Annotated in this window: 21 protein-coding genes; 10 read left to right on the forward strand and 11 right to left on the reverse strand. The window is 66.3% G+C overall.

Annotated elements, in window-relative coordinates; translation table 11 throughout:
* Window positions 1-7 precede the first annotated feature (7 nt).
* The 3 genes from QNI11_RS05420 to QNI11_RS05430 are packed head-to-tail and all read left to right on the forward strand — an operon-like array spanning window position 8 to window position 1,826.
* Window positions 8-352, forward strand: a complete 345-nt coding sequence (locus QNI11_RS05420; protein WP_373418428.1) for a biopolymer transporter ExbD — start codon at window positions 8-10, stop codon at window positions 350-352.
* The gene (locus QNI11_RS05425) at window positions 352-738 is read left to right on the forward strand and encodes a biopolymer transporter ExbD (RefSeq protein ID WP_283982609.1); all 387 of its coding nucleotides are present in this window, start codon (window positions 352-354) and stop codon (window positions 736-738) included. The genes QNI11_RS05420 and QNI11_RS05425 overlap by 1 nt, the downstream gene beginning before the upstream one ends.
* Window positions 735-1,826: a TonB family protein gene (locus tag QNI11_RS05430; protein WP_283982610.1), complete on the forward strand. Its 1,092-nt coding sequence runs from the start codon at window positions 735-737 to the stop codon at window positions 1,824-1,826. Before QNI11_RS05425 ends, QNI11_RS05430 begins: the two co-directional genes overlap by 4 nt.
* A gap of 733 nt (window positions 1,827-2,559) precedes the next feature.
* On the opposite strand, the gene QNI11_RS05435 is transcribed toward QNI11_RS05430, so the two are convergent.
* The 6 genes from QNI11_RS05435 to QNI11_RS05460 form a co-directional block, all read right to left on the reverse strand.
* Window positions 2,560-3,702 carry an alpha-hydroxy acid oxidase gene (locus tag QNI11_RS05435; RefSeq protein WP_283982611.1) on the reverse strand — a complete coding sequence of 381 codons (1,143 nt, stop codon included), beginning with the start codon at window positions 3,700-3,702 and terminating at the stop codon, window positions 2,560-2,562.
* A complete protein-coding gene (locus tag QNI11_RS05440; protein ID WP_283982612.1) occupies window positions 3,702-4,445 on the reverse strand; it encodes an SDR family oxidoreductase in 744 nt (247 codons plus the stop codon). The genes QNI11_RS05435 and QNI11_RS05440 overlap by 1 nt, the downstream gene beginning before the upstream one ends.
* Window positions 4,446-4,456: 11 nt before the next feature.
* Window positions 4,457-5,221 carry a glucose 1-dehydrogenase gene (locus QNI11_RS05445; RefSeq protein ID WP_283982613.1) on the reverse strand — a complete coding sequence of 255 codons (765 nt, stop codon included), beginning with the start codon at window positions 5,219-5,221 and terminating at the stop codon, window positions 4,457-4,459.
* A 3-nt stretch (window positions 5,222-5,224) separates the two neighbouring features.
* Window positions 5,225-6,523, reverse strand: a complete 1,299-nt coding sequence (locus tag QNI11_RS05450) for a Xaa-Pro peptidase family protein (RefSeq protein ID WP_283982614.1) — start codon at window positions 6,521-6,523, stop codon at window positions 5,225-5,227.
* A 67-nt stretch (window positions 6,524-6,590) separates the two neighbouring features.
* Entirely contained in the window at window positions 6,591-7,400 is an 810-nt protein-coding gene (locus tag QNI11_RS05455; protein WP_283982615.1) for an SDR family NAD(P)-dependent oxidoreductase, read from the reverse strand.
* A gap of 18 nt (window positions 7,401-7,418) precedes the next feature.
* Entirely contained in the window at window positions 7,419-9,224 is a 1,806-nt protein-coding gene (locus QNI11_RS05460) for an ABC transporter substrate-binding protein (RefSeq protein WP_373418442.1), read from the reverse strand.
* Between the two features lie 261 nt (window positions 9,225-9,485).
* On the opposite strand from QNI11_RS05460, the gene QNI11_RS05465 reads away from it, so the two are divergent.
* From QNI11_RS05465 to QNI11_RS05490, 6 genes are all read left to right on the forward strand, one after another.
* On the forward strand, window positions 9,486-10,448 hold the full coding sequence (locus QNI11_RS05465; RefSeq protein ID WP_100927430.1) for a sugar ABC transporter substrate-binding protein: 963 nt from the start codon (window positions 9,486-9,488) through the stop codon (window positions 10,446-10,448).
* Window positions 10,449-10,539: 91 nt separating this feature from the next.
* Window positions 10,540-11,346, forward strand: a complete 807-nt coding sequence (locus QNI11_RS05470; protein ID WP_283982616.1) for an SDR family oxidoreductase — start codon at window positions 10,540-10,542, stop codon at window positions 11,344-11,346.
* 61 nt (window positions 11,347-11,407) lie between these two features.
* Window positions 11,408-12,382, forward strand: coding sequence for an ABC transporter permease (locus QNI11_RS05475; RefSeq protein ID WP_283982617.1), 975 nt, complete (start codon window positions 11,408-11,410; stop codon window positions 12,380-12,382).
* A 13-nt stretch (window positions 12,383-12,395) separates the two neighbouring features.
* Window positions 12,396-13,397 carry an ABC transporter permease gene (locus QNI11_RS05480; protein ID WP_283982618.1) on the forward strand — a complete coding sequence of 334 codons (1,002 nt, stop codon included), beginning with the start codon at window positions 12,396-12,398 and terminating at the stop codon, window positions 13,395-13,397.
* A complete protein-coding gene (locus QNI11_RS05485; protein WP_283982619.1) occupies window positions 13,394-14,896 on the forward strand; it encodes a sugar ABC transporter ATP-binding protein in 1,503 nt (500 codons plus the stop codon). The genes QNI11_RS05480 and QNI11_RS05485 overlap by 4 nt, the downstream gene beginning before the upstream one ends.
* A 73-nt stretch (window positions 14,897-14,969) precedes the next feature.
* Window positions 14,970-15,827, forward strand: coding sequence for a fumarylacetoacetate hydrolase family protein (locus QNI11_RS05490; RefSeq protein WP_283982620.1), 858 nt, complete (start codon window positions 14,970-14,972; stop codon window positions 15,825-15,827).
* A gap of 50 nt (window positions 15,828-15,877) precedes the next feature.
* Here QNI11_RS05490 and QNI11_RS05495 read toward each other — a convergent pair whose 3' ends face one another.
* The 4 genes from QNI11_RS05495 to QNI11_RS05510 form a co-directional block, all read right to left on the reverse strand.
* A complete protein-coding gene (locus QNI11_RS05495; RefSeq protein WP_283982621.1) occupies window positions 15,878-17,446 on the reverse strand; it encodes an FGGY-family carbohydrate kinase in 1,569 nt (522 codons plus the stop codon).
* 369 nt (window positions 17,447-17,815) lie between these two features.
* A complete protein-coding gene (locus QNI11_RS05500) occupies window positions 17,816-18,640 on the reverse strand; it encodes an ABC transporter ATP-binding protein (protein ID WP_283982622.1) in 825 nt (274 codons plus the stop codon).
* Entirely contained in the window at window positions 18,640-19,686 is a 1,047-nt protein-coding gene (locus tag QNI11_RS05505; RefSeq protein ID WP_283982623.1) for an iron ABC transporter permease, read from the reverse strand. The genes QNI11_RS05500 and QNI11_RS05505 overlap by 1 nt, the downstream gene beginning before the upstream one ends.
* Window positions 19,659-20,687, reverse strand: coding sequence for an iron ABC transporter substrate-binding protein (locus tag QNI11_RS05510; RefSeq protein WP_283982624.1), 1,029 nt, complete (start codon window positions 20,685-20,687; stop codon window positions 19,659-19,661). The genes QNI11_RS05505 and QNI11_RS05510 overlap by 28 nt, the downstream gene beginning before the upstream one ends.
* Window positions 20,688-20,914: 227 nt before the next feature.
* Between QNI11_RS05510 and uxuA the strand changes: the two genes are divergently transcribed.
* Window positions 20,915-22,087, forward strand: coding sequence for a mannonate dehydratase (uxuA, locus tag QNI11_RS05515; RefSeq protein WP_283982625.1), 1,173 nt, complete (start codon window positions 20,915-20,917; stop codon window positions 22,085-22,087).
* Between the two features lie 42 nt (window positions 22,088-22,129).
* Here the strand turns inward: uxuA and QNI11_RS05520 are convergent, their stop codons facing one another.
* Window positions 22,130-23,485 carry an aspartate aminotransferase family protein gene (locus tag QNI11_RS05520; protein WP_283982626.1) on the reverse strand — a complete coding sequence of 452 codons (1,356 nt, stop codon included), beginning with the start codon at window positions 23,483-23,485 and terminating at the stop codon, window positions 22,130-22,132.
* Window positions 23,486-23,491: the final 6 nt, after the last annotated feature.

The raw sequence follows: 23,491 nt of genomic DNA on the forward strand, positions 1-23,491 counted from the left end.
GCTCTCGATGACCTCTCTGATTGACGTCATCTTCCTGCTGCTCTTGTTCTTCATGCTGAGTTCGACGTTTACCCGCTTCTCCGAGGTCGAACTTGCGGCTGCTGGAGCCGGTGGCGCTGCGGCAGTCTCCAGCGACGCGCCTCCCTTCTTTCTGCGTCTGGGTGCGGAGACGCTGGATATCAATGGCCGCACCGTGGCGCTCGACACGCTCCGCGAAGGTTTCGGAGAGACGCAGGACCCCGTCGTGCTCGTCTCTCTGCGGGATGCGGTCAGCGCGCAACGACTGACGGACCTGTTGGTGGCCCTGCGCCAGGTGCCCGGGGCCAAAGTTACAGTGCTGGAGCAGTCCTGATGCAACGCCGCCGCCGCACATCCGACCGCGAACCCACCACCGCGCTCATCAATATCGTCTTCCTGATGCTGATCTTCTTCCTCGTCGCGGGCACACTCGCGCAACCGCTGGACAAGGGCCTCAGCCTCGTGCGCACCGCAGACCTCGACAGGCAGAGCCCGGCGAATGCGTTGGTCGTGCATGTGGACGGGCGGATGACGTATCGCGGTGCCGAAGTCGTCTCCGCCGAGGCACATCTGGCCAGTCTCACAGAGGAAGAGCGCGTTCGCGTGCGGATCGTGCCGGACCGCGACCTGCCGGCGCAGGACCTGGTGCAACTGGGGCGCGCGCTTCGCACTGCCGGGGCCGAAAGCGTGGTTCTGGTGACAGAAAGGGGGCTGGAATGATCGCGCACTCCCATCCGGTGAAACTCGCCGCGGCGCTGGTCGCCACCAGCGCCCATGCGGCGGTCGCGCTGGTGCTCCTGACCGGCGAGCCTGTCCAGACCGAAGGTGCGGCGGGCAGGTCTGAGGTGCAGTTGGGCGCGTCCTTCGCGGATCTCGTGGCCGGAACGATGCATGCTGCGGAGACGGAGGATCGACTGGACCCTACAGCAGCGCAGCCCCTTGCCGCTGCACAGGATGAGGTGCAACCCGTGGATAGGGCGCAGACTGAGCCGCTGGCCCCTGCGGAACACCCCGAGACCGCGCCGCACCAACGCCCCCAAGCGATCCCAGGCGAGACACCGCGCGAAAGTGCCACGGTCGTACCGGAGGCGGCAGTTTCCGCGCCGCTTGATACCTTGAGCAACGTTGCGCTCACCCCGTCTGAAAAGGCACGACCCGAGTCTCTTCCGGAGCGCATTGCCGCTTTGCCCGTGCAACCCCTGCAGGCGATGCGACCCGAGGCTTCCGCAACCGGTCCCTTGATGGCGACGCCGCCGGTGGCCGAGACCGAGTCCGTATCCGGTGAGGCCCCAACCCATGCCAGCGTGGCGCGGTCGTTGCGCCCGCCGCCCGCGCGCACGGCGGCCTTCGAGGAAACCGTCGCCCCCAAGGCCAGGGCCTTCGAAACCAGGCAGCGCGCAGCCCGCACTGCAAGGACCAAGGCGGCCTCCGCAGCCCCACGCGGCAACGCTCAGCAGAACGCCCGCGCCGGATCGACCAACGGGTCGCGCCAGGCGACCAACCGCCAAAGCGGGTCCGGCGACAGCAAGAGGCAGGCGGCGGGCAATGCGGCAGCAAACAACTATCCCGGCTTGGTGATGTCCTGTGTGTCGCGGGCGGGAAGACCCAATGTGTCCGGCGGCGGCACGGCGCGCGTGTCGTTCAGCGTGAGCGGCAGTGGCCGGGTTACGGGCGTCGGTCTGGCCGGTCGGTCGGGCAATGCTGCGCTTGACCGCGTGGCGGTTCAACTGATCCGCCGTGTTGGCTCCTGTCCGCCGCCCCCACCGGGCGCTCGGCGCAGTTTTTCCATCAGCATCACTGCCCGATGATTTCGGTTCCTTTTTCGACCTCGTTCAGGGAGGTTCGAAGGCGTCTGTTCTCGGTCCCTGTCTCGGCCTCTTCCGCTTTGGCCTACGTGTGACACTTATCTTGGCGCTTATTTGCCGCGATGCATCGTTTGAAATGGTGAGACGGCGCGTTCCGCTTGACGGTCGCGTCCTTGATCGTGCGGGTGATGCGCTGGATTTGGCCGTTGCCCCACGGACGGTTCGGCTTCGTCAGTTGATGCTCCATCCCATCGTCCTCATAAGCCATGTCGAAAAGCATCGGCCGAAAAATGGATCGCCTTGAGGTTTCGCGGCAGTTTGGCAAACTGGATGCCCTTATCTGACAGGATCGTGTGGATCCCATAGGGCAGGCCTTGGAGGAGAAGCTCCAGCAACTCCCAAGGCCGTCTTGCGGTGCGCCTTCTCGATCAGTTGGGTCACAGCGAATTTGCTGGTTCGGTCAAAGGCCGCATGGAGAAAAAGCTTACCCTCAGCGGTCTGCACCCCGGCGATGTCGATGTGGAAGATCCTAACCGGGTAGCGTTTGAACCTTTGGCTTCTGGGCTTGTTTCCCTCGATATCCGGCAAAAGCGAGTTGCCGTGCCGCGGAAGACACCGATGGAGCGCCGGCCGCGTCAAGTGCGTGATCGTGGGGTGTAGCGCATAGAGGGAGGCGTCCAGCGGCAGCAGCCTATACCGCCGGAACGCGCAGACGATCTCTTCAACCCACAGCCCTTTACGTTCGCGACCGTGCCAGGTGCTCGGGGCCGACGTCGCCGAAGTGGGGGACGCCGAGTTGGCCCAGGGCGCGCACCAGTTCCAGCTCGAGGATCTCCACCGCCCGCGCCGCGCCATGCGCGCCGCCTGCGCCCACGCCGAAGGCGAGCGCCCGTCCGGTCAGGGCGAAGTCTGCCCCCAGGGCCTTTGCGCGCATGAGGTCCGCACCCCGCCGGATGCCACTGTCCACGATCACCTTCATCCGGCCCGCGACCGCCTTTGCGATGCCGGGCAGAACGTCCGCGGTGGCTGGGCCGAAGGCGACCTGGCGGCCGCCGTGGTTGGAGACGACGATGCCGTCGCACCCGGTCCCGGCGCAACGCAGGGCGTCGTCGGGGTGGAGGATGCCCTTCACCAGCAGCTTGCCGCCCCAGCGGTCGCGAAGCCGCTGCAGGGCCTCCCAATCGAAGGCCGGCGTGATGAGGGTCTTCTGCACCTCGGCGTAGGACGTCGCGGATTGCAGCAGGTCGGCATAGTTGGCGATGTTGGGTTTTCCGTGAAAGAGCGTCTCCAGCGACCAGCGGGGATGGGCCAGGAGCCCCAGCGCGACCTCCGGCGTGATCCGGAACGGCACGGCCAACTGGTTGCGGATGTCGCGGTCCCGCTTCCCGGCGGCGGGCACATCGGCGGTGACGAGCATCACGCCGTAGCCCGCAGCCTCGGCGCGGGACACAAGCCCCTCGGTCACCGTGTCGTCGCCCGAGACGTAGAGCTGGAACCAGCCATTGCCATCCGCGGCCTCCGCCAGCGCCTCCAGCGTGGTTGAGGCGGCGGAAGAGGCGACATAGGGCAGGTTCTCCCGCTTGCAAAGCCTTGCCAGCGCGAGGTCCGCGCCAGGCCAGAAGGCGTTGAGCATGCCGATGGGGGCCATCCCGAAGGGGGCGTCGTAGGTCTGACCGAAAAGTTCCGTGCGCGTGTCGATGGCCGAGACGTCGACCATGTAGCGCGGCACCAGTTCCACCTCCTCGAAGGCGGTGCAGTTGCGGCGCATGTTGCGTTCGGACTCCGCGCCGCCATCAACCAGGTCGAAGGCAAAGCGCGGGATGCGGCGACGCGCCATGTCGCGCAGATCGTCGATGGAAGCGGCACGGTCCAGTCGCATCAAATCGACCACCCGCCGTCCACGGCAAAGGCCTGCCCCGTGGTGAAACCCGCCAGATCGCCGGCGAGGTAGCAGACCATCGCGGCGATCTCCTCCGGCTTGCCGAGGCGGCCCATGGGCTGGCGGGCGGTAAAACTGGCCAGCGCCTTGTCGAAATCGCCTGTCGCGCGCAGCCGGTCTTCGAGCGAGGGGCTTTGCACCGTGCCCGGGCAGATCGCGTTGCAGCGGATGCCGTCCTTCACGAAATCGGCGGCGATCGACTTGGTCATGCCGATGATCGCGGCCTTGGACGCGCCGTAGGCAAAGCGGCGTGGCGCGCCTTTCTCGCTCGATACGATGGAGGCGATGTTGACGATGGAACCTGCGCCCCTTTCCAGCATGCCCGGCAGGACGGCCTTCGTCAGCCGGAAGAGGGCCTTGGCGTTCAGCTCGAACGACCGGTCCCACACCGCATCGTCACAGTCGAGGATGCTGCCGTCATGCACCCATCCGGCGCAGTTCACGAGGATGTCGACCGGCGCGAGATCGGCGATCAGCGCCGCGACGGCGTCTGCGTCCAGCACGTCCAGTCGGTGCGCGCTGATCCGGTCTGTCCCCTCGGCAATCCGGGCCACGCCGTCGCCGTCGATGTCGGTGGCGATGACCGTCGCACCGCGCGCGGCCAGCGCCTCGGCAGACGCTCGCCCGATACCGTTGGCGGCGGCGGTGACGAGGGCGGTCTTGCCCGCAAGTGTCTGTTCCATGGTCTTCTCCTTCATCGGGCGAGCCAGCCGCCGTCCACCGTCACGCAACTGCCGTGGCAGTAGGCGGCGGCTTCGGAGGCGAGGAACACCGCGGCGCCCGCGATCTCCGACGGCTCGGCGAAGCGGCCTGCCGGTATGCGGTCCAGCAGCGCCTTCGATCGGTCGGGATCGTCGCGCAGCGCCTGCGTGTTGTCCGTGGCGGTGTAGCCGGGGGCGATGGCGTTGACGTTCACGCCATGCGGTGCCCACTCGTTGCAAAGCGCCTTTGTCAGGCCCAGCACCGCGTGTTTCGAGGAGGCATAGGCCGGCACCCGCAGCCCCCCCTGCGAGCCGAGCACGGAGGACACGATGACGATCTTGCCGCTGCCTTGGGCGACCATGCGTTGTCCGGCGGCCTGTGACAGCAGCCACACGGAATCGAGGTTGACGGAAAGCACCCGGCGCCAGTCGTCCAGCGCCATGTCGGTCGAGTCCTCGCGATGGATGATGCCCGCATTGTTGACGAGGATGTCGAGCCCGCCAAGCGCGTCGGCAGCGAAGGTCACAACCTCCCTGGCGCCGGCCTCGTCCATCCCGGCGAAATCGGCGCGCACGGCGGCGGCCTTGCACCCCGTCGCCTTGATCCGGGCCAGTGTTTCCTCGGGCTGGTGGCTCCTGTAGGTGAGGGCGACGTCGGCACCGGCGGCGGCAAGGGCGAGGGCGATGCCCTCTCCGATGCCGGTCGCCCCGCCGGTGACAAGGGCCTTGCGGCCTGTCAGGTCGAACGGATTGCGCATCGCTCAGTACCGGTTCGCGATGGGCAGGTCTTCGGCGGGGAAGAGGGAGATGACCTCGCAGCCCTTCTCGGTCACGACGACCTCTTCCTCGATCCGCGCGGCGGAATAGCCGTCGGTCGCCGGGCAATAGGTTTCCAGCGCAAAGACCATGCCGGTCTGGATCTCCATCGGGTGATCGAGGCTGACGGCACGCGAGATGATCGGGCGTTCGTGCAGCGCCAGACCCAGACCGTGGCCGAACTGAAGGCCGAAGGCGGCGTCCTCGTTCGGAAAACCGAATTCCTCCGCCTTGGGCCAGAGCTTTGCTACCTGATCGGTCGTCACCCCCGGCTTGATCGCGGCAATCGAGGCGTCGATCCACTCACGCGCCTTCACGTAGGCATCGTTCTGCGACGGCGTCGCGCGGCCGATGTTGAAGGTCCTGTAGTAGCAGGTCCGGTAGCCCTGGTAGGACTGCAGGATGTCGAAAAAGGCCTGATCCCCGGGGCGGAAGTAGCGGTCCGTGAAGTTGTGCGGGTGCGGGTTGCAGCGCTCGCCGGAAATGGCGTTGATCGCTTCCACGTCGTCCGAACCCATCTCGTAGAGCATCTTGTTCGACAGCGCGACGATGTCGTTCTCGCGGATGCCGGGTTTCAGCTCTTCGTAGATCATGTGGTAGACGCCATCGACCATGCTGGCCGCCTGCGTCAGAAGCTGGATCTCGTCCCAGTTCTTGATCTCGCGCGCGGCGAGCATGATCTGCTGGCCGTCGACGACGTGCAGACCCTCCTCTTGCAGCGCATGGAACATCGCCGTCTCGGCGTAGTCCACACCCACCGGCATGTCGGCCATCCCTGCGTCGCGGATCAGCCCGGCGATCTGCTTGGCGTATTTCTTCATCAGGCCGAATTCAGGCGGGATCGTCCCGCGCATCCCCACCACACCGGCCAGACAATGGCTCGGCTCCAGCCAATCGGAGTAGCGCTTGTGGTGCTCGGCGGCGGAGCCGAAATCCCAGACGTAGGGGCTGTCGTCGCCGGTCAGCAGGCAGAAGCGGCACATCTTGTCCCGCTCCCATTCGCCGATCTTGGTGGCCGAGACGTAGCGGATGTTGTTCACGTCGAACAGCAAGAGCGTGCCTGCGGGCGAGTTCTGCAGCGCCTGCCGAGTCCGGGCCAGCCGGTAGCGGCGCAGTCGGTCATGGTCGATGCGGCGTTCGAAGTCGACCGAGGTGTGGCCCCATGCGGGAAGGCGTTCGCGCCATTCCCAGTTGGGTTCGAGGTCTTGCGGGGTCAGCAGGTTCGGCATCAGTGCGCGGGACATGGAAAGCTCCTCCGGGTCGCGCGGGCGGCCCGTTGCATGGGTTGAAATTGTTCGGAAAGTCAGTGGGTTACTTCGTTACCCAGCCGCCGTCGATGGAGATCATCTGGCCGGTCATGTAGTCGCTGTCGTCGGACGCCAGGAAGGACGCGGTCCCGGTGATGTCCTTGGGGTAGGAGACCCGCTTGATGACAAGGTTGTTGGCGACGATGTCGTCGTAGGCCTGCCCCTCGCGTTCCTTGAAGCCGATCTCGACCAGTTCCTTGTCCAGTTGCTCCCACAGCGGGGTGACGACCACGCCGGGGGCATATCCGTTGACGGTGATGTTGTGCTCGGCCAGCCCGAGCGCGCCGCATTCGGTCAGCGCCAGACAGCCGTATTTCGAGGTACAATAAACCGTCACGTCCACCAGCGGTTTGCGGGAGGCGATGCTGCCCACGTTGATCAGCTTGTAGGGATGATCCTCCATCGGGCCCTGCGCGATCATCTGCTTCGCCGTCTCCTGCATGCCAAGCCACATGGCCTTGGTGTTGACGTTCATGATCATGTCCCAGTTGTCCTCATCGATATCCATGAAGAACCGGGGCTTGTTCAGGCCCGCGTTGAACAGGGCGACGTTGATCGATCCGAAGGCGTCCACCACCGCGGCGACGGCCGCCGCGTTATCCTCCCGTTTGGTCACGTCCATCTTCACCGCGATGGCGCGGCCGTTCCCGGCGGCGTTGATCCGGTCAGCGACCTTCTGCGCCTCGGCCTCGTCCAGGTCGCCGAGGCAGACGTTCGCCCCCTGCGCGGCAAAGCTTTCGGCGCTGGCCGCACCCATGCCGCGCGCGGCACCGGTGATCAGGATGTTCTTTCCCTTCAAGCGATTGGGGTCCATGGTGATTTCCTCCTCCTATCACGGTGTCCCGTTTTGTCCGATCAATGCGTCGGCGCGGTCCTGTGCGCGGCGCAAAGCCTCGCGCGGGGAGACAATCCCGCGGAGCATGTCGTGGAATTCCTCGCCGCAGATCTTGAAGATGTCGCCGATCTCCGGCACCGGCGGGCGCGGCCAGAATTGCAGTTCGTCGCGCCATGACATCCCGTCGACCGCCTCGAAGATGGTCGAGAGGCGGCGCACGTCCGGATCGGCCCCGACCGAGTAGCGCGGGTTGGTGCGGCTGCCGTTCTGCACGTAAAGCTTCTGCGCCTCCGGCGAGGTGAAGACCCGCAGCGCCTCGACCGCCGCGGGCACCCGTTCTGGCGCGAGGTTGGCGGGGATGCCCATGACGTAGCCGCCGACCGGGGCGACGGGCCGCATGCCCGGTGCCGGCGGATGTGGCAGGTAGCTGGTCTGGCCGCAGGCGGGCGAGGTCTCGTCCAGTTCGAAGTAGGGGGCCAGCAGCGTATAGCCGTAGGCCATGGCCACCTTCCCGGCGGCATAGGGGCGGACCCGCTCGTACCAGGACATCGACAGGATGTCGGGGGGCGAATACTTGAGCAGCTCCAGCAGGAACTCGGCCGCGGCCAGACCGGCATCGGTGTCGATCGTCGCGCGGTAATGACCCCGGGCGAGGTGTTCGGTTCCGAAACCGCCCGCTTGTTCCGGAAGGTCGAGGATCGGCTGGCCAAAGTCGGCAAAGGTCATCAGCACCGTGTGCCCCAGCGCCGTGCCGCGCGCGGCGTTCCAGGCTATGCCGTACTTGCCGCGCTGCGGGTCGTGCAGCGCACGCGCCGCGTCCAGCAGCGTTTCGGTGGTGGAGGGCGGCTCAAGCCCGGCCTTGGCGAACAGGTCGTGTCGGTAGAACAGGAGCTCCGGCGTGGTCTGCGCCGGTACGCCGTAGGCCCGCCCGCCCCAATGCGCGCCTTGCCAGCCCGCGGTGTGAAAGTCCGCCGGGTCGAGCCGCGACAGGTCCATGGCATCGTCCAGCGGCATGAGGACGTTCTTGCTGGCGAACTCGCCGATCCACGGCAGGTCGACGGCGATTATGTCGTATCGGCTGGCGTCGCGCGCCGCGTTGCGCAGGGCCTCTTCGCGCAGGCGGTCGATGGAAAAGGCGCGCTGGCTGATCTCCGTGCCGATCACCTGTTCGAACTGGCGCTTGAGCGTGTCCATGACCATGAAGGTCGGATCGCCATGCACCAGCACCCGCAGCCCGCCCGAGACTTTGAGCGGTTCGTGCAGCACCCGCAGCGGCGGGATGGACTGCGCGGCGATGTAGCTGCCGCCGAAGTAATAGTCGCGGGTGTCCTGCCCACGGCCCGGCCCGCCGAAGGTGGTCTCGCCCAGGCGGCGCAGGCGGCCCGAAAGCTGCATCCACGTCTCGATCATCGCTTCGCTGGGGTGCATCGAGAAGCTCTTGCCGGTAGCGGTGCGCGGGCGCTGTTCGATCAGGCCGGCATCGACCATCTCCTTCAGCCGCCGGTTCGCCGTGGCATAGGGCACGCGGCTGGCGCCGATCAGCGAAGTGGGCGTGACTGTCTTGCCGTCGAGGTGCCCCTGCAGCAGGTGCATCATCATGCGCAGGTGCGCGTTTGGGGCCACGAGGTCGAGCGCGCCCTCAAGTTCGTCGCTGAAGGCTTCGAGGAAGGACAGGATCTCCACGGCCTCCGGCTTCGCCAGCGGCGCGGCGGGGCTTTGTCGGTCATGTCCTCCCATGTCGTTCATGGCCTGCGTCTTCTTCTTGATGTTCGGGTGGCTGTGCGGCCCATTCGCCGCATCCATCTTGGATGAATCGCGTTGTGTCACCGCGGGTCTCCTTGCAGGATGTCCAATGTGATCCCCGGTGCGTATCGAGAATCTGTCCAATCTGAATAAATCATATCTCATTTCGGATATTTTTGATGGATGCCTCTGCGTCAAAACCGGGCACGCTGAGTCACGTTCATTCGGCCAGGCCGGATGGTTCAGGGGGCCCGGGAGGAGCCCCGGGGATGGTCGCAAGAGGTGCGGCACCCGCTCAGTCAATTCCATGGGAGGAATAACATGAAGATCAGGACGATTCTTGCGGTCACCACCGCAGCGGTCACGTTCGGCGGGGCCGCCTTTGCCGAAAGCCACGGCGGCGCGATGAAGATCGGCATCACGCAGAACAACGTGGGCGTCGACAGCTACCAGACCACCTACGAGAAGGCCTTCATCGAGGCGGCAGAGGCCAACGACATGGTCGAGACCATCGTGCTCGACGCGGGCGGCGACGTGGCCCGCCAGATCGCGCAGATGGAGGACCTCATCCAGCAGGACGTCGACGCCATCATCATCTGGCCGACCAACGGCGAGGCAGTGATCCCCGCCGTTCGCAAGGCGCACCAGGCCGGTATCCCGGTCATCGTGACCAATTCGAACATCGCCGAGCAGGGCTTCGATTTCGTGAAGTCCTTCTCCGGTCCGGACAACATCACGCAGGGCGCCCGCTCGGCCGAGATCATGTGCGACAAGTTCAAGGAGATGGGCATCGAGGACGAGGCGCAGGTCGTCCACATCACCGGCCAGCCGGGCTACACCACCGCCATCGAACGCGCCAAGGGCTTCGAGGACCGCCTGCCGGAGGTCTGCCCGAACGTGACCGTCGTCGACACCCAGCCGGGAGACTGGAACCGCGAGAAGTCGCAGCAGGTCATGGAAGCCTTCCTCGTGAAGTACGATGACATCGACGGCGTCTATGCCGGAGACGACAACATGGGTGTGGGCGCGCTGAACGCCGCCAAGGCCGCGGGCCGCGACGGCATCATCTTTGTCGGCGCGACCAACTTCGCGGTGGGCTACGAGGCCATGGCAGCGGGCGACTACTGGGGTTCGATCTACCAGTCGCCGGTCGACGATGCGAAGGCCGCGCTGCAGACCGCGGTCGACGTGCTGAGCGGTGAAGAGGTGCCGTTCCTGAACTACTTCGACACGCCGAAGATCACCCAGGACAACATGGAAGAGTTCTCCAAGCCGGTGTTCTGATCGATCCTCCCGCGGTGCGGGGCGCGCGCAAATACCTGCGTGCCCCGCATTGTCGGTTGGACCAAACCCAAGACATGTGAGGAAACACGCCATGGGACGTGTGACGGGGCGCGCCTGCATCGTGACGGGCGCGGCGCGCGGCATCGGCCGCGCAATCGGCGAGGCGCTGCTGGAAGAGGGCGCGAAGGTCTGTTTCGCCGACATCGACGGTGACGGTGTCGCCGCGGTCGCCGAACAGAACAGCGCACGCTTCGCCGCGCAGAACGTGACCTCGGCCCGGGTGGACGTGACGGACCGCGCCGCCGTCCGCGCGATGATCGACCACACCGTCGAGACCTTCGGACGGCTCGACGTGAAGTTCAACAACGCGGGCGTCAACAAGCCGATGAACTTCATGGACGTGGACGAAGCCAACTGGAATTTCATCATGGGCGTGAACGGTCTGGGCTGCATGATCGGCATGCAGGAGGCGGCCCGTCAGATGATGGCGCAGGGCCGGGGACCCGATGGCATGGCGGGCAAGATCGTCAACACCGCCTCCGTCGCGAGCCGTCAAGGCTTCGACAATGTGGCACCCTACTGCGCGTCGAAGTTCGCTGTGGTGTCGCTGACGCAATCCGGCGCTCGCGACCTTGCCAGGCACGGGATCACCGTGACCGGCTTTGCGCCCGGTGTCGTGAAGACCGAGATGTGGGAACAGGTCGACCGCGACCTTATGGAGATCGGCGCTTCTGCCCGCCCGGGGCAGGCGATGGAGGAGTTCTCCTCCTCGATCCTCAAGGGCCGTGTCGCGACGCCGCCCGACATCACGGGAACGACCACCTTCCTCGCGTCGCGAGAGAGCGACTACATGACCGGGCAGATCGTGATGATCGACGGGGGGATGACGCTGGTCTGACATCGCCCACCGACCACACGTTCGATACCATACGCAGGCCTGCGATTTCAGGGAGGGGATCATGGCAGTTTTCGACAAAAGGGAGATCGGCAGCGTTCTGGCGAAACAGGGTATCCTGATCGCCTTCGCGCTGTTCATGATCGCCTTCACCATCGCCAATCCGAAGTTCATTTCCGTCGACAACGTCTTCAGCGTCGTGCGGTCGTCCGCGATCCTGGGTGTGATGGCACTTGGCGTGACGTTTGTCGTCATCAGCGGCAACCTCGACCTGTCGGTCGGATCGATGATGTCCTTCTCGACCATCGTGGTGCTCGACCTCCACGACAAGGTCGGTCCCGCGCTGGCCATTCCGCTGATGTTCGCCATGACCCTATGCCTGGGCGCCTTCATCGGGTTCCTGGTCGGCTATCTCAGGCTCAACTCGCTGATCGTGACGCTGGGGATGCTGTCGGCGATCCACGGTCTGACGCTGACCTATTCCGGCGGCCAGAACATGGACATCGCCGACAAGGAGGGCACCTGGTTCTCCGTCTTCGGGCAGGGCACGGCGCTTGGCATTCCCGTCCCGATCCTGATCTTCGTGGCACTGGCCGCGTTCCTCGGGCTGGCGCTGGCGCGGACGCCCTTCGGGCGCAAGGTCTACGCGGTGGGCGGCAACGGCACGGCGGCGACCTTCTCGGGCATCCGCAGGGCGCGCACCGTCTTCACCTGCTACCTGATCTCGGCGGGCTGCGTCGCCACCGCAGGCCTTATCCAGGCCAGCCGCTCGCTCGGGTCGCAGAACACCGTGGGGCAGGGGCTGGAACTCGAGGTGCTGGCCGCGGTGATCCTTGGCGGGGCGTCGCTGCTGGGCGGGTCGGGCACGATCTTCAAGACCGTGATCGGGGTGCTGATCCTCGGCTTCATCCAGAACGGGCTGCTGCTCGTGGGCTTGCAGTTCTACGTCCAGTTCGTCGTCACCTGGATCATCATCATCCTCGCGGTCTGGCTGGATATTGCGGCCAAGCGCGGCAAGCTCTGGTCCATGATCGCGTAAGGGAGGCACGGCAATGCAAAAGGTCAATTTCTCCGCAGCGCTCAAGGGCGGCGCGATCTGGGGCTTCATCCTGCTGGAACTGCTGTTCTTCAGCATCGCGGGCGAATACCTCTCGGTCTCCGACAAGGCGTTCATGGACCTCGAGAACATGCTGCTGCTGTTCAAGCAGTCGGCGCCCATCGGCATCATCGCCATGGGCATGACCATCGTCATGGTGAACGGCAACATCGACCTGTCGGTCGGCGCCACCTTCGCCATCGCGGCGATCATCCTGCTCGAATCCATGACCTGGCCGATCTTCGCGGGCCTCGGCGACTGGGTGATCCCGGTGGCGTGGCTGCTGGCCCTGACGGTCGGTACCCTGCTTGGCGCTCTGAACGGGCTGATCGTCTGGAAGACCGGCGTCGATGCCTTCATCGTCACGCTGGGATCCATGCTGGGCTACCGGGGCATCGTCTTCATGTTCAACGGAGAGAACCCGACAAGCCACCTCAACTGGACGCTGGTGGACTTCGCCGAGGCAGAGTTCCTCGGGCTGGCGACCGCGACGTGGTTCCTGCTGGGCGTCACGCTGGTGATGTGGTTCCTCATGGCGCGCACGGTGCATGGCCGCAACGCCTATGCCATCGGCGACAACCGCGAGGCAGCGGTGAATGCGGGCATCCGCGTCGGCCCGCACATGATGATCAACTTCGCGATCATCGGCTTCCTCGCCGCACTGTCGGCGGTGGTCTTCTACTCGGAAAGCGGGTCGGTGAACCCCAACGACGGGCAGCTCTACGAGCTCTGGGTCATCACAGCGGTCGTGCTGGGCGGCACCAAGATCACCGGCGGGGCAGGCAACGTCATCGGCACCTTCGGCGGGGTCATCGCGATCCAGCTTCTGCGCAAGGGGCTGGGCCACATCGGGGCAGATACTTCAACGGTAAACCTTGTGATCGGTCTGATCCTGATCGCGGTTCTGTTCCTCGACCGGCAGTTGAACATCAAGGGCAAAGAGGAGCTGAGGGTATGACACAACCGGTTCTGCGTCTCGAAGACATCGTCAAGACCTTCCCCGGCGTCCGGGCGCTGGACGGGGTGTCGCTCTCCGTCATGCCTGGCGAAGTTCACGCCCTCATGGGCGAGAACGGGGCCGGCAAGTCGACCCTGATGAAAGTGCTCGGCGGCATCCACCAGCCCACCGAAGGCGCGATCTACATGGGCGACCAAAAGGTCGTCATGGCCGGCCCGCTTGAGGCGAAGGCCAAGGGCATCGTCTTCATCCACCAGGAGCTCAGCCTCGCCGAGGAACTGAGCGTGGCCGAGAACATCTACCTCGGAGAACTGCCGCGAAAGAGCTTCGGCCGGGTCGACTGGGCGACGCTCACGAAGAAGACCGACGCGATCCTCGGCAAGCTGAACGTGGGCTTCGACGCGCGCACCCGGGTTGGCGACCTGTCGATCGCCAACCAGCAGATGGTGGAGATCGCCCGCGCCCTGACCGTGGACGCCAAGGCGGTGATCTTCGACGAGCCCACGGCCTCTCTGACCGATGCGGAGAAGGTCGTCCTGTTCGACGTGATCGCCGACCTGAAGCGTGACGGGGTGGGGGTTATCTACATCTCCCATCGCATGGAGGAGATTTTCCGTATCACCGACCGTATCTCCATCCTGCGCGACGGCCAGTACCAGGGCACGGTCAACACCGCCGAGACCACGGAGGAGGCGGTGACGCAGATGATGATCGGCCGCAAGCTCGACCTCAGCCGCAACGCCGCGCACCACGAACTGGGAGAGGTCGCGCTGGAGGTGCGGGGCCTGTCCTGCGGCAAGCTCTACAAGGATGTGTCGTTCGAGATCCGGCGTGGTGAGGTCGTGGGCTTCTATGGTCTGGTCGGCGCCGGGCGGACCGAGATCGCGGAAACGCTCTTCGGCCTGCGCACCCCCTCTGCCGGGCAGATCCGGCTGGCGGGCAAGGAGGTCAGCATCCACAGCCCGACGGACGCCATCGCAAAGGGCATCTCCCTCGTCCCCGAGGACCGCAAGGGGCAGGGGTTGGTGCTTGGCATGAACTGCCGGGACAACATGACCCTGCCGCAGGTCGACGACCTGAGGACCGGGCCGTTCATGGCCGAAGGGGCCGAGGTGGCGATTTTCGACCAGTACCGCGACCGGCTCGACATCCGCACGCCGGGCTGGAAACAGAAGGTCGGCAACCTGTCGGGCGGCAACCAGCAGAAGATCGTGATCGGCAAGTGGCTCTCGATGCACCCGGAGGTGCTGATCGTGGACGAGCCCACGCGCGGCATCGACGTCGGCTCCAAGTCGGAGATCCACAAGCTGCTGCGCGAACTGGCGGCGCAGGGCTATGCCGTCATGGTCATCAGTTCAGAAATGCCGGAGGTCTTGCATGTCTCCGACCGGATCGTCGCCATGTACTCCGGCCGCATCATGCGCACCTTCACCTCCGAGGAAGTGACCGAGGACAGCCTGATCCAGGCGATCTCCGGCATTGGCCAGGAGGTGGCGTGAACAGCACGCTCCGGCCTTGGCTGGTCCGCAACCCGGGCTGTGCCCTCGCCGGACATCAAGGAAAGGACCAGACATGAAACTTCTGCGCTACGGCCCGCCCGGGGCCGAGAAACCCGGGCTTCTGGACAGCGATGGCCATGTGCGCGACCTCTCCGGCGTGGTGGCGGACATCTCCGGCGACGTGCTGCGCCCCGAAGGCCTTGCCGCGCTGCGCAATCTCGATCCGTCCAGCCTGCGGCGGGTCGAGGGCACGCCGCAGGACGACCTGCGCCTCGGTCCTTGTGTCGGGGCTATCGGCAAGTTCATCTGCATCGGCCTCAACTACGCCGATCACGCTGCCGAATCCGGCATGCCCATCCCGGAAGAGCCGATCATCTTCAACAAGTGGACCTCTGCCATCTGCGGGCCGAACGACCCGATCCAGGTTCCGCGCGGCTCGGAAAAGACCGACTGGGAGGTCGAGCTTGGCGTGGTGATCGGCGCGCCCGGCGTCTACATCGAGGAGGCCGACGCGATGGATCATGTCGCCGGGTTCTGCGTCATCAACGACGTGTCAGAGCGTGACTTCCAGCTGCATCGCGCGGGGTCTTGGGACAAGGGCAAGGGCTGTGACACCTTCGGACCGACCGGCCCATGGCTCGTCACGCCCGACGAGGTGGGCGATGTCGATGCGCTCGACATGTGGCTCGACGTCGACGGCGAACGGATGCAGTCGGGCAGCACTGCCACGCTGATCTTCAAGGTTCCCCATCTGGTCGCCTATTGCAGCCGCTTCATGAGCCTCCAGCCCGGCGACGTGATCTCCACCGGCACGCCCCCGGGCGTCGGCATGGGCAAGACCCCGCCGCGCTACCTGAAGGGCGGAGAGACCGTGTCGCTCGGCATCGCGGGGCTGGGGGAGCAGAGAAGCAGGGTCCTGCACGCAAACTGACCCGACGCGCTTGGGGGCGGCTGTTTGTCGGCCGCCCCGGCGCAAGGTGTCTAGGCCTTCGCCCGTGCGGCCACATCCTGAAGCGCCTCGAAGATGGCATATCTGCCTTCGTGGCGCCGGACTGCTTCCGCATCGGGATGGTTGATGACACCGGCGCGCGACATGGTGCGCATCGCGTCGCCCGCGTCCGTCCGCAGACCAGACGCCAGCGCCCCCAGCATCGCGGCCCCCAGCAGAACGGGTTCGTCTGTCTCGGGCGCCACCACCGGTTTGCCGGTCGTATCGGCGAGGATCTGTCTGACCAGCGGATGCCGTCCCGCGCCGCCGCTCACCGCGATCCGGTCCACCCCGGCACCGGCGGCGGCCTGCGCGGCGATGATCTGGCGCAACCCGTAGCCCAGTCCGCACAACGTGGCGAGGTAGAGCGCCAGCAGGCTCTCCGGCCCGCGATCCATGCCAAGCCCCATGACGGTGGCGCGCCGGTGCGGGTCGGCATGAGGCGCGCGGTTGCCCAGAACTTCGGGGACAACATGGACCCCGGCGGCCAGTTGGGTCACGTCCCGGCCCCCCACACGATCCGCAAGCCACGCGGGCAGAGATTGTCCTGCCGCCTTGGCCTGCCGGTGGGCCTCCGGCGCGAAAGGGTGATGCTCGATCAGCTGGTCCACCGCAGCACCCGCCGCCGATTGGCCGCCTTCGTTCAGCCACATGCCCGGGACCATCGCCGAATGGTAAGGCCCCCAGACCCCGGGCACGAACGCAGGCTCGACGGTTGTCGTCATCGTGCAGGACGAGGTGCCGAAGACGTAGCCAAGGTCGCGCGTCGGATCGCCCGCCGTTCCGACCGTTCCCAGACCCCCGGCATGCGCGTCGATCAGCCCGGCGCCGACCGGTGTGTTCTCTGGCAGGCCCATGCTTTCGGCGGCCTCGGCGGTCAAACCATGGCCCAGCGCTGTCCCGGCGGGCACCACCCGGCTGCCGATCCGGAAGAAGTCGTCGCGGCTCAGATCGCCCAGCCCGACCTTCTCGAAATAACTCGTGTCCCAGCGGTTCTCGTGGGCGAGGTAGGTCCACTTGCAGGTGACGGTGCAGACAGACCGGGCCAGATCGCCCGACGCCTTCCACGTCAGGAAGTCGGTGAGATCCATGAACTGCCAAGCAACGTCGTAGATGTCGGGCGCGTTCTCCTTCAACCAGAGGAGCTTGGGCGTCTCCATCTCGGGCGAGATCACGCCGCCCACGTAGTCCAGCACCGGATGGCCAAGCGCGTTGATCCGCTCCGCCTGTCCGGTGGCGCGGTGATCCATCCAGACGATGATGTTGCGATCTTCGCCGACCGGCAGCGGCACGCCGCCTTGGCCGAGGATCACCAGCGAACAGGTGGCATCGAAGCCGATGCCCGCCACGCTGGCCGGGTCCACGGCGGAGGCGGCGATCGCCCCGCGCACGGCCTGGCAGACGGCGGACCAGATGTCGTCGGAGGATTGTTCGACCCGGTTGCCGTCGCCTTTCCAGATCGCGATGTCCTGCATGGCGGACCCTTTCAGGACGCCCGTCTCTTCAAAGACCCCGGCCCGCGCCGATCCTGTGCCCACGTCGATACCGATCAGGTGTTTCATCTCAGTCAACCTCTCTTTCGGGCGGGAAAGCCATGTGCCGTGTCATCGTCATGTCCGAGCCGCCTGAGCCGTGTGGCCAACCGCAGGCCAGTTCCTTCCCGCACCACGCATTAAATCCGCCCGAGCCTTGACCTGTCCTTGCCGCTGCGCAGGCGGCGCGATTTCGTGTCTGGGACATCCGGTTCCTCCTCCAAGTCAGGCCCGGCGCGCCACGCCCGAGACACCCCGCTGCAGGACATGAGGCCGGTTTCGCTTGAGGGCTTGATCATCTCCGGCGCGCCTGATCGGGCCGCTCAATCGATTGAGCAATCGATGCAGCATGTCTGCCGCCATGTAAACTCGTCAACGTCAGATCGCATCGTCAGGGCGTCACAGGCCCGCATCCCCCACACGCCGCGCGCCGCCGGAAGGTGCCGCGGGCAGGCCCGGCAGGCAGACCTTGCGGCCCGAAGGCGTGGTCTCGACCGAGACACCGATGCCGTAGACCGCGCTCAGGGTCTGAGTGGTCAGCACCTCGTCGCAGGGGCCTTCAGCCACCCGTTGCCCGGCCTTCATCAACAGGACGCGTGCGCCAAGCTGGAAGGCGTGGTCGGGGTTGTGGGTGGACAGAACGACACCATGACCGCCATGCGCAGCGGCGCGGGCCAGCGCCGAAATCCGCGCCAGCACCTGCGCCTCGTTGCCGAAGTCGAGGCTGGCAGTCGGTTCGTCCATGACCATCAGCGGCGCCTCCTGCGCAAGCGCGCGGGCGATCAGCACCAGTTGCCGCTGGCCGCCGGACAGGCGGGAGTAGTCGGCAGTGGCGAGGTTTCCGATCCCCAGTTGCACCATGGCGGCAAAGGCCGCGTCCCGGTCGGTGCGGGAGGGCTGGCCGAAGGCGCCGAGGCGCGCGGTCCGGCCCATCAGCACGACATCCAGCGCCTCGAACGGGAAGGGCGGGGCGTGTGCCTGCGGCACGTAGGAGATCTGCCGCGCGACCTCGGCCCGGCGCTGCGCGGTGATGGGCTTGCCGGAAAGCAGGACTTCGCCCGAGAGTGGCGGCAGCAATCCCAGAAGCGTGCGGAACAGCGTCGTTTTCCCGCAGCCGTTGGGACCGAGCAGGCACAGCACGTCGCCCGGCTCCACTGTGAGGCCGAGGCCGGAGCCGATCACCTGCTGTCCGTACCCGATGGACAGATCGCGTGCGACCAGCATCAGGACCAGCCCCGCCGCCCGCGGGCGAGGAGCCAGACGAAGAATGGCGCGCCGATGACGGCGGTGAGGATGCCAAGCGGGATCTCTGCGGCGGCAAGGGAGCGGGCAGCGGTGTCCACCACCAGCAGGTAGAGTGCGCCGATCAGCACCGATGTGGGCAGCAGCCTGCCGAACCCCGGTCCGGCAATCATCCTGGCGATGTGCGGGATCACCAGCCCGACCCATCCGACCACGCCCGCCAGCGCGGTCACGCTTGCGGTGACAAGTGTGGCTGCGGTGATGACGAGGAACCGGGTGCGGCCGGCGTCGATGCCGAGCGACCGGGCCTCCTCGTCGCCGAGGGAGAGCACGTTGATCCGCCAGCGCAACAGCCACAGTGGCACCAGACCGAGCAGGACGAGGGGCAGCGCGGGCATGATATCGTCGGAGGTGGTCGCCGCCAGCGATCCCAGCAGCCAGAAGGTTATCGCAGGAAGCTGGTCGTAGGGGTCCGCCATGACCTTCAGAAGCGAGGTCACCGCCCCTGCCAGCGCGCCGATCACCACGCCGATCAGCACAAGCGAAAGGGTCCGGTCCGTACCGCGCACCGCCGAGGCCACGAGCATGACGATACCTACCGCGACCATGCCGCCGACGAAGGCCGAGCCCTGGATCGCGGCGACCGGCAGCGACAGGAAGATCCCTGCGACGGCGCCCAGCCCGGCTCCGGCGGATACTCCGAGGATGTCCGGCGACACCAGCGGGTTGCGGAACAGCGCCTGGTAACTGGCCCCCGCCGCCGCCAGCGCCGCGCCGACCATAAGGGCTGCGGCGACGCGCGGCAGGCGGATCCTCCAGACCACGATGGTGGATTGCGTGTCCCCCCGGCCCGCGAGCGTGGCCAGCACCTCGCCCGGGGAAAGGGCGTAGGGGCCGATCATGATCGCGCCAAAGGCCGTCGCGCAGACCAGCGCGATCAGCACGCCGGTCAGCGTCGCCCCCGTCAGGATGCGTGCCGCGCGGTCCCTTGGCGGGTTGCCTACCTCGGGGGTCGCCCGTCCGTCCATTCCAGAAGCCTGTCCAGTTCGTCCTCGTCGAGGTCCACGTGATAGTAGCGCCGGTAGAACGCGCGCGTGTCGTCGCGCAGGTCCGACGTCCATTGATCCGGATACAGCAGCCCCGCCATCCAGATCAGCCCGATCATCCGGTTGACGGAGGGCGGGCCATCGATCCAGCCAAAGGGCTCGACCGGCGAAAGGTACACGCGCCCGCTCTGCACCGCGTCGATCCCGGCCCACAGCGGATCGTCGAAGACGCCTGGATAGAAAGTGTCGTCCCAGGTGACGATGGTGTCCGGATTGGCGACGATGACCTGCTCCATCGAGGCGTTCACCAGCCCGCGTGTCGCACCGCCGTCGTCGGCCACGTTGCGGCCCCCGGCGCGCTCGATGATCTCGGTGTTGATGGAGCCTTTCATCCCGGTCTCCAGCCCGTCCGGTCCCCGCGCCAGGTAGACGCGCGGCCGGTCCTCTTCGGGGATGCCGGACAGGATCGCGTCGATCCGGGCAAAGGTGTCCTCGACATCTGCGGCCAGCGTCGCTCCGCGGTCGGGCACGCCGAGGATGTCCCCGACGAGGCGCAGCGCGTCCGGCGTTGCCTCGAACCGGCCATCGACGAGGATGTAGGGAATGCCCGTCTGTTCCTGAACCCGGTCCGCGAGATCGATGTAGGTGTCGAGGACGGAGCCGAAGTCGATGATCAGGTCGGGCCGGAGGGACAGCACCCGTTCGAGGTTGGCCTCACCGCCGCGTCCGGTGAGCCGCCCGGTCTCCGGCAGGTCGCGGTAGGGCGCGGCGATGTAGGTCCGTTCCTCGGGACGCAGGGCGCGCGGCCAGCCGGGCAGGGTGTCGGGCTTCACGATATAGGTGAGCACCGCTGCGGTCGGACCGGCGGCAAAGACCGTCTGCACCTCGTCAGGGATCTCGACGACGCGCCCTGCGCTGTCGGTCACGCTCCGCGCGGCAACGGGACCCGCAAGCAGCAGGACAAAGAGACAGAACGCGCGCATCTGGGGGCAAGACCTTCTTCGCTGCGTGGCCGGCGACCGTCGCCGTGCCTTTGCGGCAAACTGCAATGACGGGCGCGGTAATGGAAGGGTTGTCGGGCAAAAGTTGACGTAAGGTTGATTTCGGCGCGCGGACCCGCCCTTTTTCACCCGGCGTTTGCAAATCGCGGCGAATGGTATACCAGAATCCCGTGCCACGCGGGTGGCGGGTTGGCAGGGAAGAGAACGACATGATCGAAAGCTGGCGGTGGTATGGGGATCTCGACACGATCTCGCTGAACCAGATCCTCCAGACAGGCGCATCCGGCATCGTGACCGCGCTGCACGAGATCCCCTATGGCGAAGTGTGGTCGCGGGAGGCGGTCGCCGAACGCACGTCCCGCATCCGCGCGGCGGGCATGGATTGGGTCGTCTGCGAAAGCCTGCCGCTGCACGAAGACATCAAGCTGGGCACCGGCGATCTCGGGACGCTGTTCGCGAACTACCGTCAGTCGATGGCCAACCTCGCCGCTGAGGGCGTCACCACGATCTGCTACAACTTCATGCCGCTCATCGACTGGACCCGGACGGACCTTGCCGCACCGGTGGCCTCGGGCGGGACCTGCCTGCGCTTCGACGCGGTGAAGATGGCGGCGTTCGAGCTGCACATGCTGGGCCGCGCGGCGGCAGAGGAAGACTATTCCGCCGAGGTCGTGATGAAGGCGGCGGCATGGCATGCGGAATCTTCCGAAGACGACCGTGCCGCGCTGCTGAACGCGATCATGTGCGGCCTGCCGGGCGCCTACGATCGCTACGACATCGAACAGCTCCGCGCGGCGCTGGCGCGTTACGACGGGATGACCCGCGACGACATCCGCGCGAACTTCAAACGGTTCCTCGAAGAGGTGGTGCCCACCGCCGAAGAGCTTGGCGTGCGGCTCTGCGTGCACCCGGACGATCCGCCGCGCAACATCCTAGGCCTGCCGCGGGTCGTCTCGGGCGCCGAGGACGTGGCTTGGGTCATGGGCGCGGTCGACAGCGTTGCCAACGGCCTGACGCTCTGCTCCGGTTCGCTGGGGGCGGGGCCTGCCAACGATCCGGTCGCCATCGCCCGGACCCACGCCGACCGCATCCACTTCGCCCACCTGCGCAACGTCCGGAAGGAACCCGACGGGTCGTTCGAGGAGGCGGCGCACCTGGAAGGCGACACCGACATGGTGGCGCTGGCGCGCGTCCTGCTGGACGAGGAGGCGCGCAGGCGGGCAGAGGGCCGCGCGGATGCCAATATCCCGTGGCGGCCCGATCATGGTCACGACCTGCTCGACGACCTCACCCGCGACAATTTCCCCGGCTATCCGCTGATCGGGCGCATGCGGGGCATGGCCGAGATGCGCGGCGTCATCACCGCGCTGAAGGCGGCCTGATCCCTGCCGCGGCGCGCCCCGGTTGCGGGACGCGCCAAAGGGTCATGCGACCGAGGCGAACCCGGCGTCGAGCGCCGAGAGGATCGTGTCCACATGCGCGGCCGTCAGGATCAGCGGCGGCGAGAGGATGATATTCGGCCCGGAAACCCGCACCATCGCGCCTGCCTCGTAGGTGGCACGGTGGATCCGGCCGATGGTCTTCTTGTCGATCGCGGTCTTGGAGGCGCGGTCAGACACCAGCTCGAGCGCGCACATCAGGCCATGCCCGCCGCGCACGTCGCCGATCAGCTCGAACTTCTCCTTCAGCGCGTTCAGCCCCTCGAAAAGCTGCGCCCCCCGGGCTGCCGCGTTGTCCTTGACCGACAGACGCTCCGTTTCCTTCAGGCAGGCGATGGCCGCCGCCGCGCCGACCGGATGGCCGGAGTAGGTGTAGCCAGACCCGATGGAGCCCTTGCCGGAGGTGTCGGATTCGAACACCTCCACGATCTTGTCCGACAGCATGACGGCGCCGAAAGGGAAGTAGCCGTTGGTGATCGCCTTTGCGGTGCAGGCCATGTCGGGCTGCACGCCCCAATGGCGCGAGCCCGTCCAGTCGCCGGTGCGTCCGAAGGCGGTGATGACCTCGTCCGCGATCAGGAGGATGCCGTTGCGGTCGCAGATCTCGCGCACGCCGCGCATGAAACTTGCGTGCGGCGGGATGACCCCGCCTGCGCCCAGCACCGGCTCCATGATGAAGGCGGCGATGGTGCCAGCGCCCTGGAAGGCGATCTCGTCCTCCAGCGCGGCAAGGCACATCTGCGCCAGCCGCTCCGGGTCGGTCTCGTTGAACGGGTTGCGGTATGTGTAGGGCGCAGGGATGTGGAAACAGCCCGCCATCAGCGGTTCGTACTGCGTGCGGAAGTTCGCGTTGCCGTTGACCGAGGCGCCCAGCGTATGCGTGCCGTGGTAGCCCTTCTTGAGGCTCAGGAACTTGGTCCGCCCGGCCTCTCCGCGCAGCTTGTGGTACTGCCGGGCGAGGCGCAGCGACACCTCGACCGAATCCGACCCGCCGGAGGTGAAGAAGGCGCGGCTCAGCCCGTCGGGCGCAAAGAACTCCTTCAGCATCCACGACAGCTCGATCACCGCGTCGTTCGATGTGCCCCGGAAGATCGAGTAGTACGGCAGCCGGTCGAGTTGCTCGGTAATGGCGTCCTTCACCGGCTGGCAGGAATAGCCGAGGTTCACGTTCCAGAGGCCCCCCACCGCATCGACAGAGCGGAAGCCGTCGACATCGGTGATCTCCACCCCTTCGCCGCCGACGATGATGTCCGGCGGGTTGGCAAGGCTGTCGGCGGGATGTGCCATCGGGTGCCACAGGTGGCGCGCGTTGTTTTCCTTGAGGAAGTTGCTGTCTTTCATCGGGGG

Source organism: Sagittula sp. MA-2 (assembly GCF_030126985.1).
GTDB lineage: Bacteria > Pseudomonadota > Alphaproteobacteria > Rhodobacterales > Rhodobacteraceae > Sagittula.

What these genes read in the sequence shown, in the direction of transcription:
- QNI11_RS05435 (WP_283982611.1), bottom strand. Translation starts at nt 3,702, where the DNA reads ATGCGACTGGACCGTGCCGCTTCCATCGACGATCTGCGCGACATGGCG.
- QNI11_RS05510 (WP_283982624.1), bottom strand. Translation starts at nt 20,687, where the DNA reads ATGCGCGCGTTCTGTCTCTTTGTCCTGCTGCTTGCGGGTCCCGTTGCC.
- QNI11_RS05485 (WP_283982619.1), top strand. Translation starts at nt 13,394, where the DNA reads ATGACACAACCGGTTCTGCGTCTCGAAGACATCGTCAAGACCTTCCCC.
- QNI11_RS05520 (WP_283982626.1), bottom strand. Translation starts at nt 23,485, where the DNA reads ATGAAAGACAGCAACTTCCTCAAGGAAAACAACGCGCGCCACCTGTGG.
- QNI11_RS05500 (WP_283982622.1), bottom strand. Translation starts at nt 18,640, where the DNA reads ATGCTGGTCGCACGCGATCTGTCCATCGGGTACGGACAGCAGGTGATC.
- QNI11_RS05445 (WP_283982613.1), bottom strand. Translation starts at nt 5,221, where the DNA reads ATGCGCAATCCGTTCGACCTGACAGGCCGCAAGGCCCTTGTCACCGGC.
- QNI11_RS05475 (WP_283982617.1), top strand. Translation starts at nt 11,408, where the DNA reads ATGGCAGTTTTCGACAAAAGGGAGATCGGCAGCGTTCTGGCGAAACAG.
- QNI11_RS05425 (WP_283982609.1), top strand. Translation starts at nt 352, where the DNA reads ATGCAACGCCGCCGCCGCACATCCGACCGCGAACCCACCACCGCGCTC.
- QNI11_RS05490 (WP_283982620.1), top strand. Translation starts at nt 14,970, where the DNA reads ATGAAACTTCTGCGCTACGGCCCGCCCGGGGCCGAGAAACCCGGGCTT.
- QNI11_RS05505 (WP_283982623.1), bottom strand. Translation starts at nt 19,686, where the DNA reads ATGGACGGACGGGCGACCCCCGAGGTAGGCAACCCGCCAAGGGACCGC.
- QNI11_RS05440 (WP_283982612.1), bottom strand. Translation starts at nt 4,445, where the DNA reads ATGGAACAGACACTTGCGGGCAAGACCGCCCTCGTCACCGCCGCCGCC.
- QNI11_RS05495 (WP_283982621.1), bottom strand. Translation starts at nt 17,446, where the DNA reads ATGAAACACCTGATCGGTATCGACGTGGGCACAGGATCGGCGCGGGCC.
- QNI11_RS05470 (WP_283982616.1), top strand. Translation starts at nt 10,540, where the DNA reads ATGGGACGTGTGACGGGGCGCGCCTGCATCGTGACGGGCGCGGCGCGC.
- QNI11_RS05420 (WP_373418428.1), top strand. Translation starts at nt 8, where the DNA reads ATGACCTCTCTGATTGACGTCATCTTCCTGCTGCTCTTGTTCTTCATG.
- QNI11_RS05465 (WP_100927430.1), top strand. Translation starts at nt 9,486, where the DNA reads ATGAAGATCAGGACGATTCTTGCGGTCACCACCGCAGCGGTCACGTTC.
- QNI11_RS05455 (WP_283982615.1), bottom strand. Translation starts at nt 7,400, where the DNA reads ATGGACCCCAATCGCTTGAAGGGAAAGAACATCCTGATCACCGGTGCC.
- QNI11_RS05460 (WP_373418442.1), bottom strand. Translation starts at nt 9,224, where the DNA reads ATGGATGCGGCGAATGGGCCGCACAGCCACCCGAACATCAAGAAGAAG.
- uxuA (WP_283982625.1), top strand. Translation starts at nt 20,915, where the DNA reads ATGATCGAAAGCTGGCGGTGGTATGGGGATCTCGACACGATCTCGCTG.
- QNI11_RS05480 (WP_283982618.1), top strand. Translation starts at nt 12,396, where the DNA reads ATGCAAAAGGTCAATTTCTCCGCAGCGCTCAAGGGCGGCGCGATCTGG.
- QNI11_RS05450 (WP_283982614.1), bottom strand. Translation starts at nt 6,523, where the DNA reads ATGTCCCGCGCACTGATGCCGAACCTGCTGACCCCGCAAGACCTCGAA.
- QNI11_RS05430 (WP_283982610.1), top strand. Translation starts at nt 735, where the DNA reads ATGATCGCGCACTCCCATCCGGTGAAACTCGCCGCGGCGCTGGTCGCC.